This is a genomic window from Vogesella mureinivorans (assembly GCF_007644035.1).
In the GTDB taxonomy this organism is placed as follows: Bacteria; Pseudomonadota; Gammaproteobacteria; order Burkholderiales; family Chromobacteriaceae; genus Vogesella; species Vogesella mureinivorans.
In genome coordinates this window covers 170,732-187,892 of record NZ_VMTV02000909.1, presented here as the reverse complement: position 1 = coordinate 187,892, position 17,161 = coordinate 170,732, and the positions used below count along the sequence as shown (strand labels likewise).

21 protein-coding genes are annotated in these 17,161 nt (G+C 62.4%); 20 read left to right on the top strand and 1 reads right to left on the bottom strand.

The window, feature by feature from the left end; translation table 11 throughout:
- The 17 genes from FLQ44_RS23875 to FLQ44_RS21025 all read left to right on the top strand — a co-directional run.
- The coding region (locus tag FLQ44_RS23875; RefSeq protein ID WP_170253051.1) for a hypothetical protein at positions 1 to 1,449 on the top strand (1,449 nt) is incomplete at its 5' end.
- Between the two features lie 47 nt (positions 1,450 to 1,496).
- Positions 1,497 to 2,603, top strand: a complete 1,107-nt coding sequence (locus FLQ44_RS21100; protein ID WP_147695945.1) for a phage protease — start codon at positions 1,497 to 1,499, stop codon at positions 2,601 to 2,603.
- Between the two features lie 4 nt (positions 2,604 to 2,607).
- On the top strand, positions 2,608 to 3,012 hold the full coding sequence (locus tag FLQ44_RS21095) for a hypothetical protein (RefSeq protein WP_147695944.1): 405 nt from the start codon (positions 2,608 to 2,610) through the stop codon (positions 3,010 to 3,012).
- A gap of 10 nt (positions 3,013 to 3,022) precedes the next feature.
- A complete protein-coding gene (locus FLQ44_RS21090) occupies positions 3,023 to 3,931 on the top strand; it encodes a Mu-like prophage major head subunit gpT family protein (protein WP_147695943.1) in 909 nt (302 codons plus the stop codon).
- Positions 3,932 to 3,943: 12 nt separating this feature from the next.
- Entirely contained in the window at positions 3,944 to 4,264 is a 321-nt protein-coding gene (locus FLQ44_RS21085) for an HI1506-related protein (protein WP_147695942.1), read from the top strand.
- Between the two features lie 2 nt (positions 4,265 to 4,266).
- The gene (locus tag FLQ44_RS21080; RefSeq protein ID WP_147695941.1) at positions 4,267 to 4,689 is read left to right on the top strand and encodes a gp436 family protein; all 423 of its coding nucleotides are present in this window, start codon (positions 4,267 to 4,269) and stop codon (positions 4,687 to 4,689) included.
- Entirely contained in the window at positions 4,689 to 5,330 is a 642-nt protein-coding gene (locus FLQ44_RS21075; RefSeq protein WP_206209034.1) for a DUF1834 family protein, read from the top strand. The genes FLQ44_RS21080 and FLQ44_RS21075 overlap by 1 nt, the downstream gene beginning before the upstream one ends.
- Positions 5,327 to 5,515 carry a DUF2635 domain-containing protein gene (locus FLQ44_RS21070; RefSeq protein WP_147695939.1) on the top strand — a complete coding sequence of 63 codons (189 nt, stop codon included), beginning with the start codon at positions 5,327 to 5,329 and terminating at the stop codon, positions 5,513 to 5,515. The genes FLQ44_RS21075 and FLQ44_RS21070 overlap by 4 nt, the downstream gene beginning before the upstream one ends.
- Positions 5,515 to 6,987, top strand: coding sequence for a phage tail sheath subtilisin-like domain-containing protein (locus tag FLQ44_RS21065; RefSeq protein WP_147695938.1), 1,473 nt, complete (start codon positions 5,515 to 5,517; stop codon positions 6,985 to 6,987). Before FLQ44_RS21070 ends, FLQ44_RS21065 begins: the two co-directional genes overlap by 1 nt.
- A 43-nt stretch (positions 6,988 to 7,030) precedes the next feature.
- Positions 7,031 to 7,411 (top strand): Gp49 family protein, encoded by a 381-nt coding sequence (locus tag FLQ44_RS21060; protein WP_147695937.1) that lies wholly within the window; start codon positions 7,031 to 7,033, stop codon positions 7,409 to 7,411.
- Between the two features lie 12 nt (positions 7,412 to 7,423).
- A complete protein-coding gene (locus tag FLQ44_RS21055; protein ID WP_147695936.1) occupies positions 7,424 to 7,795 on the top strand; it encodes a phage tail protein in 372 nt (123 codons plus the stop codon).
- Positions 7,796 to 7,798: 3 nt separating this feature from the next.
- Complete coding sequence (locus FLQ44_RS21050) at positions 7,799 to 8,182, top strand: hypothetical protein (protein ID WP_147695935.1); 384 nt, start codon at positions 7,799 to 7,801, stop codon at positions 8,180 to 8,182.
- 139 nt (positions 8,183 to 8,321) lie between these two features.
- Complete coding sequence (locus FLQ44_RS21045) at positions 8,322 to 10,439, top strand: phage tail tape measure protein (protein ID WP_147695934.1); 2,118 nt, start codon at positions 8,322 to 8,324, stop codon at positions 10,437 to 10,439.
- A complete protein-coding gene (locus FLQ44_RS21040; protein ID WP_147695933.1) occupies positions 10,439 to 11,734 on the top strand; it encodes a DNA circularization protein in 1,296 nt (431 codons plus the stop codon). Before FLQ44_RS21045 ends, FLQ44_RS21040 begins: the two co-directional genes overlap by 1 nt.
- On the top strand, positions 11,718 to 12,824 hold the full coding sequence (locus FLQ44_RS21035) for a phage baseplate assembly protein (RefSeq protein WP_147695932.1): 1,107 nt from the start codon (positions 11,718 to 11,720) through the stop codon (positions 12,822 to 12,824). The genes FLQ44_RS21040 and FLQ44_RS21035 overlap by 17 nt, the downstream gene beginning before the upstream one ends.
- Before the next feature lie 2 nt (positions 12,825 to 12,826).
- Positions 12,827 to 13,432, top strand: a complete 606-nt coding sequence (locus FLQ44_RS21030) for a phage baseplate assembly protein V (RefSeq protein WP_147695931.1) — start codon at positions 12,827 to 12,829, stop codon at positions 13,430 to 13,432.
- A gap of 60 nt (positions 13,433 to 13,492) precedes the next feature.
- Complete coding sequence (locus tag FLQ44_RS21025; RefSeq protein ID WP_147695930.1) at positions 13,493 to 14,380, top strand: HEPN domain-containing protein; 888 nt, start codon at positions 13,493 to 13,495, stop codon at positions 14,378 to 14,380.
- A gap of 77 nt (positions 14,381 to 14,457) precedes the next feature.
- Here FLQ44_RS21025 and FLQ44_RS21020 read toward each other — a convergent pair whose 3' ends face one another.
- Entirely contained in the window at positions 14,458 to 15,141 is a 684-nt protein-coding gene (locus FLQ44_RS21020; protein ID WP_147695929.1) for a hypothetical protein, read from the bottom strand.
- Positions 15,142 to 15,181: 40 nt separating this feature from the next.
- Between FLQ44_RS21020 and FLQ44_RS21015 the strand changes: the two genes are divergently transcribed.
- Genes FLQ44_RS21015 through FLQ44_RS21005 form a run of 3 tightly spaced genes read left to right on the top strand, consistent with a single transcriptional unit; the run spans position 15,182 to position 17,159 of the window.
- Complete coding sequence (locus FLQ44_RS21015; RefSeq protein WP_147695950.1) at positions 15,182 to 15,529, top strand: phage GP46 family protein; 348 nt, start codon at positions 15,182 to 15,184, stop codon at positions 15,527 to 15,529.
- Positions 15,529 to 16,593 (top strand): baseplate J/gp47 family protein, encoded by a 1,065-nt coding sequence (locus FLQ44_RS21010; protein ID WP_147695928.1) that lies wholly within the window; start codon positions 15,529 to 15,531, stop codon positions 16,591 to 16,593. Before FLQ44_RS21015 ends, FLQ44_RS21010 begins: the two co-directional genes overlap by 1 nt.
- On the top strand, positions 16,590 to 17,159 hold the full coding sequence (locus tag FLQ44_RS21005; protein ID WP_147695927.1) for a YmfQ family protein: 570 nt from the start codon (positions 16,590 to 16,592) through the stop codon (positions 17,157 to 17,159). Before FLQ44_RS21010 ends, FLQ44_RS21005 begins: the two co-directional genes overlap by 4 nt.
- The last annotated feature ends 2 nt before the right edge of the window (positions 17,160 to 17,161 follow it).

The following is a 17,161-nucleotide window of genomic DNA, read 5'->3' as shown; positions in this document are numbered from 1 at the left end:
CTTGAGGCTTCCAAGGCAATGAGGTCAGTGCAGTATGGGTCAGCTGGTATTGCATCCGCACTTGAGGCTTTTAGGAGTAAGGATCTCGCGACGGCACTTGAGGCTTCCAAGGCAATGAGGTCAGTGCAGTATGGGTCAGCTGGTATTGCATCCGCACTTGAGGCTTTTAGGAGTAAGGATCTCGCGGCGGCACTTGAGGCTTCCAAGGCAATAAGGTCAGTGCAGTATGGGCTGGCCTTGGATACGTTGAAACCATCTGCTGGTGTTGCATCCGCACTTGAGGCTTTTAGGAGTAAGGATCTCGCGGCGGCACTTGAGGCTTCCAAGGCAATGAGGTCAGTGCAGTATGGGTTGGCCTTGGATGCGTTGAAACCATCAGCTGGTATTGCATCCGCACTTGAGGCCTTTAGGAGTAAGGATCTCGCGGTGGCACTTGAGGCTTCCAAGGCAATGAGGTCAGTGCAGTATGGGTTGGCCTTGGATGCGTTGAAACCATCTGCTGGTGTTGCATCCGCACTTGAGGCTCTTAAGAGTAGGTATGGATTGGCGCTGGAAGGTTTTGCACAACCACCGGGTTTATCAGCAGCAACAGAGCTATCAGGTGGGATGTCAAACGGGAGATATGGCCTGCCGTCAGAGATGTTTCATGCCAATGCAATATCCTCATTTGGCAGGGTAGCAGACCTAGCCGAACCTGTAAAAAGGCTGGCTGAAAGAGACGCTGCATATCATGAATGGAAGGAATTTTATAATAAATCTATCCGCTCAGATGGATTGTATGGGGATTGCGAAGTAAATGCGGAGGCAGCTGTTGCTAACTTTTTTAACTTTATCTTTGGCAGGCCAAATATCTCTGATTTATTCAATATTTTATCGGATTTGTCTTGGTTTGTGAGTTTAGATCTTAGATCTCGGCTCTCTAAGATATCATCGCTTCTAGCTAGGCATGATCAGTCGATGGATATCGTATCTTATGTTGGCGCTGCCTTTGAAAGTGTGTACGAAGAGTCAATTTTAGATCTGTCGCACGTTTTAATGAAAAGACATTCACATCGTGCGGAATTTATACAATCAGCGGTGCGAGCCCATAAAAATGGAGATTATGAACTCTCAGTGCCTATTTTTCTAATCCAGGCTGATGGCGTAGCTCATGATGTGGACCATGAATTGTTTTCTAATTTCAAGAATTCAAAGAGAGAAGGCTACAGGCCTAATGTAAATAAAATTGGTGAATCTGAATCAGGTAGGTCAATTGTGGACAGGATTTTATGGTCCCCACTCTCAAGCGAGCTGCCAATTGTGCTACCTGGGAAAAAGTGGAAGGGTGGATTAAATAGAAATATGGTTTTGCATGGGCACGATTGTAGCTATGCAACCAAAGAAAACAGCCTTAAAGCGTTCTCATTCCTTTCGTACGTTTCCTCACTGTTATCTCGTGTAACCCACTGAACCCCATCAGCTAATCCCCCCTCACCATGCCCCGCACAATGCGGGGCATGGCACATCAAACCTCCCACATCGCCGCCCTGACGGTAGACCTCGCGCTGATCAGCACCGCTGACGGCCAGGCACCGCGCACGCTGAAGCTGCTGCCCGCCGGCAACTTCAGCGCCCGCGACGGCCGCCCAGGCAACGTCGCGGATGCCAGCTGCAGCCACTGGACGCTGACGGCCGCGTTGGCCGCACCGCTGGTGGCCGAGGCCAGCCGGCGTGCTACCCGTTACGTGATCGACTACGAGCACCAGACGCTGCGTGCCGCTGACAACGGCAAGCCGGCACCGGCGAGCGGCTGGTTTGGCTCGCTGGAATGGCGGCCCGACGGCCTGTACGCCACCGATGTGGAGTGGACCGCCGCCGCCGCCGCGATGATCGTGGCCAAGGAATACCGCTACCTGTCCCCGGTTTTTACCTACGACAGCCAGGGCCGCGTTACCGGCCTGCTGCATGTCGCCCTCACCAACAACCCCGCGCTGGACGAGCTACCCGACATCGGGGTGGCAGCCTTGTCGCGCCTGTTTCCCGCCGCCACCCCGTCCAAGGAGGACAACAACATGGAAGAACTTGCCGAGCAGCTGCGCTGGCTGCTCAACCTGCCCGTCGGTGCCACCGTCGACGACATCAAGGCCCAGCTGACCAAGCTGGTAGAGAAGCTGTCTGCCGGCCAGGGCACGGCCGCTGCCAGCGTCAACCTGCCGGCCATGCTGGCAGAGCAGCAGCAACGCATTGCTGCACTGTCGGCCAACCAGGCAGACCCGGCACGCTTTGTGTCGGTAGACACCATGCGCGAGCTGCAGAACCAGGTCGCCGCCCTGAGCGGCCAGCTGGCCGGCCGCCAGGTAGACGAGCTGGTGGTGGCTGCGCTGTCCGACGGCCGCCTGCTGCCGGCACAGGAGCAATGGGCGCGTGAGCTGGGCCAGGGCAACCTGCCGGCGCTGCAGGGCTATCTGGACACCGCCCCCAAAATCGCCGCGCTCAGTGGCACCCAGACCGGCGGCCAGGCACCGGTAGCCGCCAACACTGCCGCGCTGGACGACACCACGCTGGCGGTATGCCACATGTTCGGTAACGACCCGGCTGCCGTGGCTGCCGCTTTCAAGGAGTAAACCCATGGCTGCAACCAACCAAGACCGTAATACACCGCACAAGGACGGCCAGCTGCTGGCCGTGCCGGTGGCGGCCGGCGTGAAGATCCCGGCCGGCACGCTGGTGGTGGCCAACGCCAGCGGGTTTGCCGCCCCGGGCATCACCGCTGCCACGCTGGCTTACCTGGGCATGGCAGATATCAGCATCGACAACAGTGCCGGTGCCGATGGTGCCGCCACCGTGCTGGTACAGCGCGGCCGTGCCTTCAAGTGGCTGAACGACGCCGGCGACCCGGTGACCCAGGCCAGCCTGGGCCGCCCTTGCTACATCGTCGACAACCAGACCGTTGCCCGTACCCACGGCACCAACACCCGTTCGCCCGCTGGCCTGGTGGTCGGTGTGGACACCGACGGCGTGTGGGTCATCTAAGGAAACCACCATGATCGTGAATGCCTCCACCCTCAAGGCGATCTTCGTCAACCTGAAGACCACCTTCAACAATGCTTTCGATGCGGCACCCAACCAGTGGCAGGACGTAGCCATGGTGGTGCCGTCCACGGCACGCTCCAACGACTACAAGTGGCTGTCCGGCTTTCCTCGCATGCAGAAATGGATAGGCGACAAGGCCGTCAAGGCGCTGTCGGCATCCGGCTACAGCATCACCAACGACGACTGGGAAGCCACGGTCGAGGTAGACCGTAACGACATCGAAGACGACAACCTGGGCATCTACGCGCCGCAGGCGCAGATGGCCGGCTTTTCTGCCAAGCAGCTGCCGGATGAAATCGTGTTCGACCTGGTCAACAAGGCGTTCAGCACGCCGTGCTACGACGGCCAGTACTTCTTCGACACCGACCACCCGGTCAATGGCCAATCGGTATCCAACAAGGGCAGCAAGAAGCTGTCGGCGGCCAGCCTGGCAGCAGCCAAAGCCAGCTATGGCGCAGGGCGCACCACCATGAAGAAGTTCAAGGACGACGAAGGCCGCCCACTGAACATCACCCCCAACATCTTGCTGGTGCCGCCCGCGCTGGAAGACGAAGCCAACGCGCTGATGACGGTAGACCGCCTGGAAGACGGCAAGGCCAACCCGTACAAGAACACCGCCAAGGTGGTGGTGGCACCGTGGCTGACCTCGGACGACGCCTGGTTCCTGCTGGATACCACCAAGCCGGTTAAACCGTTCATTTACCAGGAGCGCAAAAAGCCGGTGTTTGTAGAGCAGACCGACCCGCAGGCCGACAACGTGTTCAGCCGCAAAAAGTACCAGTTCGGTGCCGAGGCCCGCGCCGCCGGTGGCTACGGCTTCTGGCAGCTGGCCTACGGCTCTGACGGTAGCGTGGCATAAGGGAGCGTCATCATGCCTGAAAGCAAAAGCAAGAAAGACGGCACTGCCGGTGCACCGCAAACCACGGCTGACAGCGCGGTGCAGCAGGGTCAGCCGCCAGCTGCCGACCCGGTACTGCTAACCACTGACGGTGGCGATACGGTGGCTGGCAGCTTTAGCCCCGACGCCATCCAGGTGGTGGCCAAGTGCGACACCTTCCGCCGCGCCGGCTTCGTGTTTACCCGCAGCGCCACCACGCTGCCGTTGGCAGAACTCAGCCAGCAGCAGCTGGCGCAGCTCTGCCAGGAGCCGATGCTGGTCGTGCAGGCCATCCGGCTGGATGCGGAGGGCTGACCATGTACGCCACCCGCACCGACATGGAAGCCCGCTTCGGCCTGAACGAAGTGGTGATGCTGACCGACCGCAGCCGCAGCGGCCAGGCGGACGACAGCGTGCTGGCCATCGCGCTGGCCGACGCGGCGGCAGAGGTGGACGGCTTTCTGGCCGGTCGCTACCCGCTGCCGCTAGCCCCGGCACCGCGCATCCTCACCGGCTACACCTGCGACATTGCCCGTTACCGTCTGTGCGGTAGCAGCACCCTGGTCAGCGACGACATCCGCGACCGCTACCGCGACGCGGTGCGCTTTCTGGAGCACGTGGCCAGCGGCAAGGTCAGCCTGGGCGGCATGCCGTCCGGCGAGGTGGCCGCCACCTCGGACAACAGCGTGCAGCTGTTGTCGGCCGGCAGCGTGTTCAGCCGCGCCTCGGGGGCGTACTGATGATTACCGCCGTGGAGCGCGCCATCATCACCCGCCTGCAGGCTGGCCTGGGCCGCATGGTGCGCCAGGTAGACAGCTACAGCGGCGAGCTGGACGACGATCTGGCCCGCGTCATCCGCGCCTTCCCGGCGGTATGGGTCACCTTTGGCGGCATTAATGACACGCGGCAGGCCAGCACCAGCCGCAGCCAGCAAAAGGTTGGCGCGCAGTTTGTGGTGATGGTGGGCGAGCGCAACCTGGTGCAACAGGCCGGGCGCCAGGGTGGCAGCCTGCCAGGCCAGGTGGGCAGCAACCAGCTGGTGAAAGCCGTGCGCCGCCTGCTGTCTGGCCAGGACATGGCGCTGGCGATATCGCCGCTGCAGGCGGGCAAGGTACGCACTTTGTACAACACCCGCCTGAACGATGACGCCTTCAGCGTATTTGCCTGCGAGTTTGCCACCAGCTGGGTGGAAGACATCCTGCCATGCGGCCATTGGCCCGAAGTCACCACACCCGATAGCCCGGACGCCATCTTTGGCCAGTTTGGCGGCCAGCTGCAAAACCCGGCACCGGCCTGGCTGCGTACCGGCCTTACTTACCACCTCGCCCCGGACGACGGCCAGCCCGACGCCCAGGACCTCATCGACAGGAGTGAAGCATGAAAGTCATTGCCGCCAAGGGGCTGCAGGTGCCCAAGGAAGAGCAGCCGCGTGAGTACATCACCGACCAGGCCGCGCAGGACGTGCAGCCCAGCGCCTATTACCTGCGCATGATTGCCGATGGTGACCTGCGGGACGTCACGGCAGAGCAGGCCAAAAGCCCCGCCAAAACCAAAGGAGCCGCCTGATGGCCAGCGCCAATATCGCCTTTGATGGCATCCCGTCCAGCATTCGCAAGCCGGGCAAATACTTCGAGTTCAACACCAGGCTGGCGGTGCGCACGCTGCCGGGCAACCCGCAGCGCTTGCTGTGCCTGGCACAAAAGCTGGCCAGCGGCAGCCAGCCGGCCCTGATGCCGGTGGACGTATTCAGCGACGAGCAGGCAGCCCAGCTGTTTGGCCGTGGTTCCTACGCCCACCGCATGGCCCGTGCGGCCATTACGGCCAACCCTTATCTGCAGCTCACCCTGCTGGCGGTAGAGGATGCGCCGGGCAGCGTGGCAGCCGTGGGCGGCGTCCTGCTGGCCGGCACGGCCACGTCCAGCGGCCAGATCCAGGTGGCGGTAGGCAATAACAGCGTCAGCCTGGGCATCAGCGCCGGCATGCTGGCCAGCGACATCGCCATCCAGCTCACCACGTTGCTGAACGCGCAGGACCTGCCGGTGCTGGCCACAGCTGTGCCGCTGTCGTCGTCCAGCCTGCCGTTTAACGTGCCGTCACAAATCACCAGTTCCGGCCATTCGGTGGTCCTCACCGCCCGGCACAAGGGCGCGCAGGGCAACGCCATTCCGGTATCCACCTGGTGCAGCGCCGGCGGTATTACCCACCTGGTCAACGCCATGGTGGGCGGGGCAGTCGACCCCGACTACGCCAGTGCGCTGGCGGCGGTGGCTGGTGCCGGTCATCACATTATCGCTGCGCCGCTGTCTACCCAGGCGCACCTGACCGCGCTGCGCACGCACCTGGACTTTGTGTCCGGCCCGCTGGAACAGCGTGGTGCTGTTGGCGCGTTTGGCTGGCCCGGTACGCTGGCCACCGGCACCACGCTGGCCGGCCAGATCAACAGCGGCCGCATCAGTGGTGCCTGGCACCGTGGCAGCTTGTGCCTGCCCTGCGAGATTGCCGCTGCCTACGCCGCCGTACTGGCCAGCGAGGAAGACCCGGCCCGCCCGCTGAATACCTTGCCGCTGGCCGGCCTGGACGTAACGGCGATCACCGCGCAGCCCATGCGTACCGAGCAGGAAAACGCGCTGGCCAACGGCCTGACGCCGCTGGAAGTCGGCCCCGGTGACAAAGTGCAGATCGTGCGCGCCCTCACCACCTATACCAAAGACCCGCAAGGTGTGGCCGACGTATCGCTGCTGGACGTCACCACCATCCGCACGCTGGATTACGTGCGCAAGGCAGTGCGTGAGCGCATTTCGCTGCGCTTCCCGCGTGAAAAGCTATCCGAGCGCACACCGGCCAAAGTACGCAGCGAGGCGCTGGACGTGCTGGTGAAGCTGGAAGAGCTGGAGATCGTGGAAGCGGTAGAGGCCAACAAGGACGGCCTGCTGGCCGAGCGCGACAGCCAGGACGTGAACCGCCTGAACCTGAAGATTCCGTGCGACGTGGTCAACGGCCTGCACGTGATTGCCGGCCGCATCGACCTGTTGCTGTAAGCCCAAGGGGTGGCCGTGCCACCCCGTACCAGGAGAACCCGCCATGTTGGAAAAATACGCCGATGCCAGCGTGAGCCCGGCACCGTTGCAGGGCAGCACCTCGCCTGCGCCGTGCATCACGCTGGCAGATATCGAGGCCGGCATCCTCAGCGAGCATTACTTCATTGCCAGCGACGCCATGCAGCACGGCAATAGCGTGCACGTGTGCCCGGAGGGGGGCTGGTTTCTGGCCAGAACCCAGCTGCTGACCTTCTGCGTGCTGCAGCTGCGCAATGGCTTCATCGTCACCGGCGAGAGCGCCTGCGCCAGCGCACAGCAATTCAAGCCAGAAGACGGCCGCCAGATTGCCCGCGCCAACGCCATCGCCAAACTGTGGCCGCTGATGGGCTATGCCCTGTGCAGCCAGCTGGCCAAGCAGCCATAAAAGGAGCCAACCATGTTGGAAGAATACGCCGGTGCCATCGTGCTGGAGGTAGACGGCAAGGAAGTAGAAGTCGTCGACCTCAACGTCACCACCAAAACCGGCCGCAAGCTGGTGAAAACCATGAACAAGACCGGCCGTGCCAAAGGCTTCGCCAAAGGCATTGCCGAATACGAGCTGTCCATCACCGTGGTCATCCCGCTCACCGGTGACATCGACTGGGACGCCATCGAAGGTGCCAAGCTGGTGATCTACCCGGCCAGCGCGGGCGGCAAGCGCGAAAGCTACCGCGACTGCTTCACGCTGGAAACCGGCGAGAAATACAGCGTGGACAACGAAGCGCGCCGCGACATCAAGATGGCCGCACTGAGCAAAGGCAAGGAGTAAACGATGATACGTACCGAAACCGGCAGCCTGCAGTACGGCGTGGAGTACCCGGCCGACAGCGGCCAGCTGCACTACGACTTTGCCCTGCGCCTGCCCACCGTGGCCGACAACATCCAGGCGCTGGAAACGCACGGCAGCGGCAGCATGCTGCGCCTGAACACCGCCATGCTGGCCAGCTGCCTGGTGAGGCTGGGCGACATCCCGGCCGAGGCCATCGACTTTGCCCTGCTGGAAAGCATGGTGGACGAAGACTTCGATACCCTGGCCGCCGCCCGTGACGAGCTTAAAAAAAAGCGCAAACGGCCGAGCGACAGCTTGCCGGACTCCGGCTTGCCATCCTCGCCCTTGGCAAACACGGCATCAGCGAGCAGCACGCCCGCGAGCTGAACGCCGTCGAGCTGGAAGCATATCTGGACGCCCTGGGCAGACTGTATGGCAACACGCAGCCTGCCCAAACTACGTCTGGCACGTCTGACGGCACCAGCCGCCGCATCAAGAGCCAGCGCAAGAAGAAAGGTCAACGCGAATGAGCCGACAACTGGAAGCCGCCCTGGTACTGCGTGCCAGGGACGAAGCCAGCCGCCCGCTGCTGCGTGCGCTGCAACAGATAGACCGGCAAGCCGGTGCTGCCGGGCAGGCTATTGGCCAGGCCGGTAAAGCGGGTGCCAGCGCACTGGCAAAGATGGCCACCGACGCCAACGTAGCCGAACGCGCCGTGGTGGGCCTGTCGCGTGAAAGCCAGCGCATGCACGCCGCCCGCCAGCAGCTGGGCATGCGTGCCGAGCAGACCATACAGCGCGAGATCCGGCAGACCGAGGCGGCCTATAGCCGCCTGCTGCGCACCGGCCAGCTGACGGCATCCGGGCAGGCCCGTGCTTTTCAGGCCATGCGCGACAAGGTGGCAGGGCTGCGCCGCGAGCTGCAAGGCGTGGCCGAGCAGGAAAGCCGCCTCGGCAAGGTTGGCCGTGGCACTGCCGCTATCGGTGGCGGTGTGGCAGCAGCGGCCTATGTGCTGAACCGCCCGCTGGCCAGTATCGAAGACTACGACCTGCGCCTGCGCAATATGACCAACACGGCCTATGCCGACCGCGACTTGGCTGGCCGCCGAGCTGGCATGGACGAGATGCGCAACGTCATCCGCCATTCTGGTGGCAACCGCGACGCAGCGGCCGAGGCACTAGACAACATGATAGCCAGCGGTAGCCTGGGCGAAGGCGACGCCGGCCGCAAAGCCGCATTCGACATGCTGCCGGTGGTGATGAAGTACGCCACGGCCGGTAACGCCAACCCCAACGAGCTGGTAGATATCGCGCTGAAGGCACGCAAGACCTTCAACATCCAGGACCCGGCGCGGGCGCTGGAAATGGCGCTGCTGGGCGGCCAGCTGGGCGGCTTCGAGATGAAAGACATGGCCAAGTGGCTGCCACAACAGATGGCCAACGCCTCCATGGCCGGCATGAGCGGTGACAAGGGGCTGGCCAAGCTGGTGGCGCTGAACCAGAGCGCGGTGGTGGCCGCTGGCAGCAAAGACCAGGCCGGTAACAACGTGGTCAATTTTCTGGCCAAGCTGAACGCCAGCGAAACCGCCGGCGATTTTAAAAAGGTGGGCGTCAACTGGCGGCAGCAGCTGATTGATGGTGCCAAGAGCGGTAAGGACGCTGTAGACGTGTTTGGCGACACCATCAATGGCCTGCTGAACCAGAACACGGCCTACCGCAAGCTGCAGGCGCGGCTGGAAACCACCACTGGCGAGGAACAGAAAGCCACGCTGGCCAGCATGGCCCAGATCCTGCAGGGCGCGGTGGTGGGCAAGATTTCGTCCGACCAGCAAGAGCTGATGGGCGTGCTGGCCTACCTGAACAACCGCCAGCAGCAGGCGGAGAACGAACGCAAGATTATGGCTGCCAAGCCCGGCCAGGCATCGGATACCAATTTTGCGCTGATCAATGAGAGTGCGGCCTACAAGGGGCAGCAGGCCAGCAACGCGTTTGCCGAGGCACAGTTTGACGCACTGAAAGGCCTGTCCGAAACCGTGGGCGATACCAAGCTCAAGCTGGTGGACTACGCCAAAGAGTATCCGGGCTTATCCACCGCGCTGGTGGGGGCGACGACGGCCATCAGCGCTTTGGCAGCAGCGGCCGGCGCGGCAGCACTCCCCATGCTGATGATGGGCAAAGGCGGTGCGGCAGGGCTGCCAGGAGCCGGTCGTCTGGCCGGTATGGGTAGCGCACTCAAAACCGGAGGCAGCGTTGCCCTGGCCGGTGTGGCGGGTTACGCGACTGGCACCGCAATCAATACAGGTATCACGGGGGTGTTGACCGCCACCAATGGCGGCAAGGAGCGCACGCTGGGTACCTGGCTGTACGACATCACCCATGGCGGGCAGGACGAGAAAGCCCTGGCCACCACGTCACCGATAAAGCGCAATGCCCCGACAAGCGCAGCCCCCATCCCGCAGCTTGGCCTGGTGCAAAGCGCCGTCAGCGCCGGTAACAAGCTGGATGCAGCAGCCCTGAAGATGCAACAGGCGGCTAACCAGCCCGTGCAGGTACAGCTGCAGGTAAAGGGCGATTTCCGCATCCAGGGCAATGACCTGGTGGCCACCGTCAACCAGCAAAACACGCTCACTGCGAGGAGGAACTGATGGCCTGGAAAGACAACTTGCTGGACGCCAGCTTTCGGGGCGTGGTGTTCGACTGCCAAGCCACCCAGGACGGTGCCAGGCGCGATATCGCCCAGCACGAATACCCGTACCAGGACGGTGCAGACCTGGAAGACCTGGGCCGCAAGCCGCGGCAGTTCACCCTGCAGGCGGTGTTCTTTGGCGACGACTACGACACCCGCCTGCAGGCGTTCTTGGCGGTGCTGGACCAGCCCGGTGCTGGCGAGCTGGTGCACCCGGTATACGGCAGCATCCAGCAGGCGCAGCTGTTGGACTACCAGGTAGAGCACAGCGCCGACGAGGTAGACAGCTGCCGCGTGGCGCTGCAGTTTGCCGAGCACACCACCAGCCAGCCGTTCTTCAGCCGCCAGCTGCCTGCGCAGCAGGCTGCCCAGGTGAAGCTGCCGGCAGCGGCTGGCATGGTGGCCGCTACCGACGCCTTCGCCAAGGCCACGGCGGCAGCTAAGGCGGCCGGCCAGTTTGACCGAATCAATGCACTGCGCAGTGTGCTGACCAGTACGCTGGGCGGCCTGCGCAGCCAGGTGCAGGGCTATATCAGCGCCGGGCTGGAACTGATCGACTACCCGCGTGCCTTTGCCGCCGACGTGGTGGGCCTGCTATCCGGCATGGCCGACCTGCGCGGCTTCGACGTCGGCGTGATCATGTCTGATTGGAAAAGCCTGACTGGCCAGCTGGGTACCGTGGTGCAGCTGCCCGGTCGCGTAGCCAGCGGCAATGTGCAGCCGGGCAGCCTGTTTGCCGGCCAGCCTGGCCAGGTTGGCAACAGTACGGCCGACAGCGCGACCACCACCACGCCGGTGGCCATTGCCCCGGCCGACCTGCAGGCAGTCACCGCACTACTGCAGGCGGCCGCTGCCACCACGCTGGCCCAGGTGGCGGCCGACGTACTGGCGGCCGAGGTCGAGCAGCCCACGCTCACCCCGTCGCAGCTGGAAACGCTGGCAGGCGACGTGCGTGGTGCGCTGCAGCAAGCCATCGACAGTCATCGCGCTGCTTTTGATATAGAAACCGCCCGCCCGGTGACCGAGGCGTTAAAAAGCACCGCCTACGCGGTACAGGCCGCCACCGCCAGCGTGCTGACGCTGCGCCCGCCATTGATCCAGCGCCGGGTAGACGCTGCGGCCAACCTGCACCTGCTGGCGTTCCGCTGGTACGGCGACTACACCCGCGCCAGCGAGCTAGCCAGGCTGAACCCGCAGCTGGTGCACCCCAACTTCATCCCGGCCGGCGAGGTGCTGAATGGCTACGCAGCATAATGACGTCACGCTGCTGATAGGTGGCAAGGCACACAGCAAGTGGCAGCACTACGACATCGACAGCGATCTGCTGCAGGCCGCCGACGCCTGGCAGCTGCAGCTGGGCCTGCCCGATGGCCAGCTGCCGGCCGGCGTAGTGGAAGGGGCCGAGGTGGTGCTGATGGTTGGCCGCGACGTGGTGCTAACCGGCCGCATCGACGATATCGACGAGCTGGTCAGCAAGACCAGCCACACCCTGGCGCTGGCTGGCCGCGACCATGCGGCGGTGCTGGTGGACTGCAGCGCCCCGGTGTTTACCGCCCGCCAGGCCACGCTGGCCGAGGTGGTGGCCAGTGTGGTGAAGCCGCTGGGCATCAGCCGGGTACGCATCGCCAGTAGCCAGGCCGGCCGCGCCCGCGACAAGGTCAGCATCGAGCCGGGCGATACCGCCTGGGACGTGCTGGCCCGCGCCGCCGAGGCTAACGGCCTGTGGCCGTGGTTCGACCCGGACGGCACGCTGGTGGTGGGCGGCCCGGACTACAGCGCGCCACCGGTCGCCAGCCTGGTACTGCGTCGAAACGGCAAGGGCAACAATGTGCAAAGCCTGCAGCGCCGCCGCAGCATGGCCGGCCGCTATTCGGACATCACCGTGCTGGGCCAGGCGCACGGCACCCACGCGGAAGCCGGCCGCCACGCCTTGAAGTCGGCGGTACGCGACCCCGGCTGCGCGGTGTACCGCCCGCGCATCGTGCAGGACGGCGACGCCGACAGCCTGGCCGACACCCGCGCCAGGGCGCGCAAGCTGCTGTCCGATAGCCGCCTGCAGGGCATGACGCTGACGGCAGTGGTAAAAGGCCACCGCACCAGCGACGGCGTGCTGTGGCAGCCCGGCCAGCGTGTGCACGTGGTCAGCGAGCCGCACGGCATCGACGGGGTGTTCTTTCTGATGGCGCGCAAGCTGCAAGGCGGCGAAGGCCAGGGCAGCCGCACCACGCTGACGCTGAAAGAAGACGGCGTATGGGTGCTGGACGCCCACCCGGACAAGCGTGACAAAAAGCGCACCAAGCGCAAGAAGAAGGACGATGGCCTGGACGCCATCGACGTGGACTAAGCATGATCAGCGATATCGACAAGCGCATCCGCCGCGCCCTGTCCGGCATCCGCCAGGCGTTTCGTGGCGTGCTGCAGCGTAGCGGCGAAGGTGCCGGCAGCCAGCTTATCCAGGGCGAAGGCCTGGCCGGGGAGCCGCTGCAGGATCTGGAGCTGTTCCAGCAGTTCGGCTTTACTAGCCGGCCGCCGGCCGGTACCGCCATCGTGGTGCTGCCGCTAGGTGGCCGCACCAGCCACGGCATCATCATCGCCACCGAAAACGGCCAGTACCGCGTCAAGGAGCTGCAGCCAGGCGAGACCGCCATCTTTAACGCTTTTGGCGATACCTTCGTGTTTAAAGACGGCCAGATCGACGGCACCACCAAACGCTTTACGCTGACCGCCACCGAAAGCATGCAGTTCGACAGCCCGCAGGCCCACTTTACCGGCGCGGTCTCCGTGCAACAGCAGCTATCCGGCAACGGCGGCTTGGCCATCCAGGGCGGCAGCGGCGCGACCTTCAGCGGCGATGTGCAGCAGACCGGTGGCAGCTACAGCACCGACGGTGATGTGGTGGCGGGTGGCAAGAGCTTCCTGGGGCACCAGGGGGTACTGGGTGGTGTCCAGTAGTTGCCCTGCATGCAGTGTTCTGCGTATAGTGACTTTGTCATTTTTTTGCAGGAGCGGTGAATGGGAGACCTCTTTGATCAGGACGGCACGTCCTCTCGCGGCGTTCGGGAGAATACGCCGACTATTGATGATATGCGCAACTGGTTTCTTTCAAATTTTGAAGATCCTGCTAATAGCTTGCCCTACATTACGGCAGAAGGCGGTTACCAATGGATTTTTGGTGGCCCTTGTAATGCAGACGAGGAACTTCAGCATCACTTTGGCGGAGTTGCCTCAGAAGAAGACATTGAAGAGTTGGTAAGTGAGCTTGAAAAGACATGTACAGACTGGACGCCGATTTATGATCACAATGCTGATTACGAGGATTATCTTTCTGTAGAAGATCTTCACTATTCAAAGGCAGAAGCTAAGCTTAAGGAACATCTAGAAGATGTTCTCCAACTTGAATCAGTGAGCTTTACTGAAAGTCTTTCTAATAAATACAGGCAAATGCTTTATGCTAATGTGATTGGTGCGCTTGAGGCATATCTATGTGAACGCTTTATGCAACTTGTCTTTTCTCATCACGACAGTTTCAAGAAGTTCGTGTCTACCTATCCGAAGTACAAAGATGAGAAGGTTGGTCTCCGTGACATTTTCATCAAGGTGGATAATTTGCGTGAAGAAGTTAGAAAAGAGCTTCTTGACTTCGTATGGCACCGACTCTTTGCTGTCAAAGCAATGTTTAAAGATACATTAGACGTCGATTTTGCTGATATCGATCCTTTGAGAGAAGCAGTTGCTATTCGCAATGATATTGTTCATCGCAACGGAGTTAATAAAGAAGGCCAGGATGTCGTTGTCAGATCAGAAGCACTTTTGGCCCTGATTAAGGACGTAACTGCTTTAGTGACTCATCTGGAAGAGCAGCTTGCTAATAAATTCACCCCACTGAACCCCATCAGCTAATCCCCCCCCCACGCCATGCGCTGCGCCCAGCAGCGCATGGCTGCCCTTATCCTTCTCCAATCTGTCGACTACACCGGCTAGACTTTGTTTGACGGCTTGCTCGGTTGCTCTTTGAGCATCATCTTAAGAAAAGATTCTTTGATCTGTTTAGCCTCAGGGCTTTCATTAACAAACTGCATCCAAAATTGGTATGCTTCGGTTAGCGACTGGATCCACTCTGCCTTGACAGAAGGGTTGTGCAGCTTTCCCTGTAGGCCGTACTCATTGGCATAAGCCTCAAACCAGCCGGGATTTACTAGCTGGGAAGCCTTTGCGAGTGATGGGTTTGTAGCCTTCTTACCATTGCGCTGGGCATGTTTGTATGCATTCGCAATGTCAGCTAAGGTGGCTAATTCTGGGTACTGCTTCCGTGCACTCTTAAAGAACTTATCATCGCTCACATGCTTGTCTTTATCGAAATGCTCCCAATAGAAATAATCTAGAGAATTGTTCAGGGCTTCTGCCGCATTGACGAAATATCTGATTAGCTCTTCTTCCGATTGGCTTTTCTGATGCCCCTCAGCGCGCCGTTTAAGTGCTGGAAAAAAATCTGCAGTACAGTTTGGTATTGCTATGCGAACAAGATACCAATAGTGTGAATTGAATGGGTTGGGGACAATTTCAGCCATTTTTCCTCCATGATTTTCAGAAAGAATCGCTACAAGGACACCTCCTGCAGCACCATCCTGATTATGATCATGCAATAAGTAACTGAAGTCCATCAAGCATCATCCCCATGCCATGCCCTGCACACTGCAGGGCATGGACGCTTTCATCTCCCCCCAATCGGCCGACTACAGCGGCAGCCGCACCGACACGCTGGCTAACGCGGTGTACCTGCGCCTGGTCACGCCGCTAGGCAGCTACTGGCAAGACCCGACGCTGGGCAGCCGCCTGCACGAGCTGCAGCGGCTGAAAGACGTGGCCAGGGTGGCGGTGCTGGCGCGTCAGTACGCCGAGCAGGCGCTGGCGCCGCTACTGGATGACGGCCGCGCCAAGCGCATTGCCGTGACCACCGAGCGCCAGCCCGGCCGCCTGGCCTTGCACATCGAGGTGCTGGACGCCAGTGGCCGCACCCAGACCTTCCAGCACCCGGTGAAGGTGGCCTGATGCCGTTCGCCATTCCTGCCTTCGCCACCCTCCGCGACACCATGCTGCGCGACCTGGTGAACCTGCTGCCCGATGCCGACACCGGCCCGGACAGCGACTTCTACCTGCGCGCCAGCAGCGTGGCCAGCGCGGTGGAAGGCCTGTACCAGCACCAGGCGTGGATGGTGCGCCAGATCTTCCCCGACACCGCCGACCGCGACTACCTGCTGCTGCACGCCCGCCTGCGCGGCTTGCAGCCCAAGCCGGCGGTGGCCGCAAGCGGCCTGCTGCAGTTAAACGGTGTACCTGGTAGCGCGGTACCGGCTGGCCTGGCGGTAAAGGCCGGCAGCCAGGGCTACACCACCAGCGCCAGCGCGGTGCTGGATGCGGCCGGGGGGGCCACGGTGGCCATTGCGGCCAACGTAGCCGGTACGGCGGCCAACCTGCCAGCCGGCAGCCAGGCCACGCTGATGGCCGCACCGGCAGGCGTCAGCAGCCAGGCGCTGCTGGCCAGCATGAGCGGTGGCGTGGAGGCAGAGAGCGACGCCGAGCTGCTGGCGCGCCTGCTGGAGCTGATCCGCCGCCCGCCGGCCGGTGGCAACCGTTACGACTACCGCCGCTGGGCGCTGGAGGTGCCGGGCGTGTCGGCTGCCTACGTGTACCCGCTGCGTCGTGGCCTGGGCACGGTAGACGTGGTAGTGACCTCGGCCGGCGGCTTGCCGTCGCCGGCCACCGTGGCGGCGGTACAGGCGTATATCGACGACGTGCGGCCGGTCACGGCCAAGAACGCCCTGGTGCTGGCACCCACCGAGAAACCGGCCAACGTTAGCGCGCAGGTGCAGCTGGCCGGTACCACGCTGGCGGTGGCTACCCCGCTGATCCAGGCCGCCATTACCGGCTACTTTGCCAGCTTGGCGCCGGGCGAGCCTGCCATCAAAAGCCGCATCGAAGCCTTGGTGTCGGCGGTGCCTGGTGTGGTGGACCGCAGCGTGTCGCTGCCAGCTGCCAACGTGGTGCCAGTGGTGGACGCCAGCAAGGTGGAATGGGTGCGCCTGGGTAGTGTCACCCTGGGCTTGATGCCATGAGCCACGCCAACCTGCTGGCCCTGCTGCTGCCGCCGGTGAGCTACACGCCCAGCGCGCCGACGCTGGCCGGCGAGCTGGCAGCCGAAGGCCAGGCGCTGGACACCGCCCAGCACAGCGCCAACAGGGTAACGGCGGCGGTGACTCCGTATTTTCCCGAGCAGTTGTTGCCGGACTGGGAGCGGGTTTGCGATATCACCCCGCCGGCCGACGCCGGCTACCAGCAGCGCCTGCAGGCTGTACTGGCCAAGCTGGCCGAAACCGGCGGCCTGTCCATTCCGTACTTCACCCGGCTGGCCGAGGGGATGGGCTACCGCATCACCATCCGCGAGCCGCAGCCGCTACGGGCAGGTACCGGCCGTGCTGGTGACATCGTATGGGTGCCCGACATTGTGTGGGTCTGGCAGGTCATCGTGCATGGCGCTAGCAGCCAAGCGTTCCGTTTTCGTGTGGGTCAGTCTGCTGCAGGCGAGCGGTTGACTGTGTTTGGGGATGTGCTGGTGGAGGCGCTGTTCAAGGACCTGAAGCCCGCACACACCTTTGTTTATTTCGCTTATCAGGAGGTTTAACC

Excerpts from the sequence above, each read along its gene's own strand:
- FLQ44_RS21090 (WP_147695943.1), top strand. The coding sequence starts at position 3,023 with ATGATCGTGAATGCCTCCACCCTCAAGGCGATCTTCGTCAACCTGAAG.
- FLQ44_RS21065 (WP_147695938.1), top strand. The coding sequence starts at position 5,515 with ATGGCCAGCGCCAATATCGCCTTTGATGGCATCCCGTCCAGCATTCGC.
- FLQ44_RS21070 (WP_147695939.1), top strand. The coding sequence starts at position 5,327 with ATGAAAGTCATTGCCGCCAAGGGGCTGCAGGTGCCCAAGGAAGAGCAG.
- FLQ44_RS21050 (WP_147695935.1), top strand. The coding sequence starts at position 7,799 with ATGATACGTACCGAAACCGGCAGCCTGCAGTACGGCGTGGAGTACCCG.
- FLQ44_RS21030 (WP_147695931.1), top strand. The coding sequence starts at position 12,827 with ATGATCAGCGATATCGACAAGCGCATCCGCCGCGCCCTGTCCGGCATC.
- FLQ44_RS21010 (WP_147695928.1), top strand. The coding sequence starts at position 15,529 with ATGCCGTTCGCCATTCCTGCCTTCGCCACCCTCCGCGACACCATGCTG.
- FLQ44_RS21045 (WP_147695934.1), top strand. The coding sequence starts at position 8,322 with ATGAGCCGACAACTGGAAGCCGCCCTGGTACTGCGTGCCAGGGACGAA.
- FLQ44_RS21060 (WP_147695937.1), top strand. The coding sequence starts at position 7,031 with ATGTTGGAAAAATACGCCGATGCCAGCGTGAGCCCGGCACCGTTGCAG.
- FLQ44_RS21015 (WP_147695950.1), top strand. The coding sequence starts at position 15,182 with ATGGACGCTTTCATCTCCCCCCAATCGGCCGACTACAGCGGCAGCCGC.
- FLQ44_RS21100 (WP_147695945.1), top strand. The coding sequence starts at position 1,497 with ATGGCACATCAAACCTCCCACATCGCCGCCCTGACGGTAGACCTCGCG.
- FLQ44_RS21025 (WP_147695930.1), top strand. The coding sequence starts at position 13,493 with ATGGGAGACCTCTTTGATCAGGACGGCACGTCCTCTCGCGGCGTTCGG.
- FLQ44_RS21095 (WP_147695944.1), top strand. The coding sequence starts at position 2,608 with ATGGCTGCAACCAACCAAGACCGTAATACACCGCACAAGGACGGCCAG.
- FLQ44_RS21035 (WP_147695932.1), top strand. The coding sequence starts at position 11,718 with ATGGCTACGCAGCATAATGACGTCACGCTGCTGATAGGTGGCAAGGCA.
- FLQ44_RS21040 (WP_147695933.1), top strand. The coding sequence starts at position 10,439 with ATGGCCTGGAAAGACAACTTGCTGGACGCCAGCTTTCGGGGCGTGGTG.
- FLQ44_RS21055 (WP_147695936.1), top strand. The coding sequence starts at position 7,424 with ATGTTGGAAGAATACGCCGGTGCCATCGTGCTGGAGGTAGACGGCAAG.
- FLQ44_RS21075 (WP_206209034.1), top strand. The coding sequence starts at position 4,689 with ATGATTACCGCCGTGGAGCGCGCCATCATCACCCGCCTGCAGGCTGGC.
- FLQ44_RS21020 (WP_147695929.1), bottom strand. The coding sequence starts at position 15,141 with ATGGACTTCAGTTACTTATTGCATGATCATAATCAGGATGGTGCTGCA.
- FLQ44_RS21005 (WP_147695927.1), top strand. The coding sequence starts at position 16,590 with ATGAGCCACGCCAACCTGCTGGCCCTGCTGCTGCCGCCGGTGAGCTAC.
- FLQ44_RS21080 (WP_147695941.1), top strand. The coding sequence starts at position 4,267 with ATGTACGCCACCCGCACCGACATGGAAGCCCGCTTCGGCCTGAACGAA.
- FLQ44_RS21085 (WP_147695942.1), top strand. The coding sequence starts at position 3,944 with ATGCCTGAAAGCAAAAGCAAGAAAGACGGCACTGCCGGTGCACCGCAA.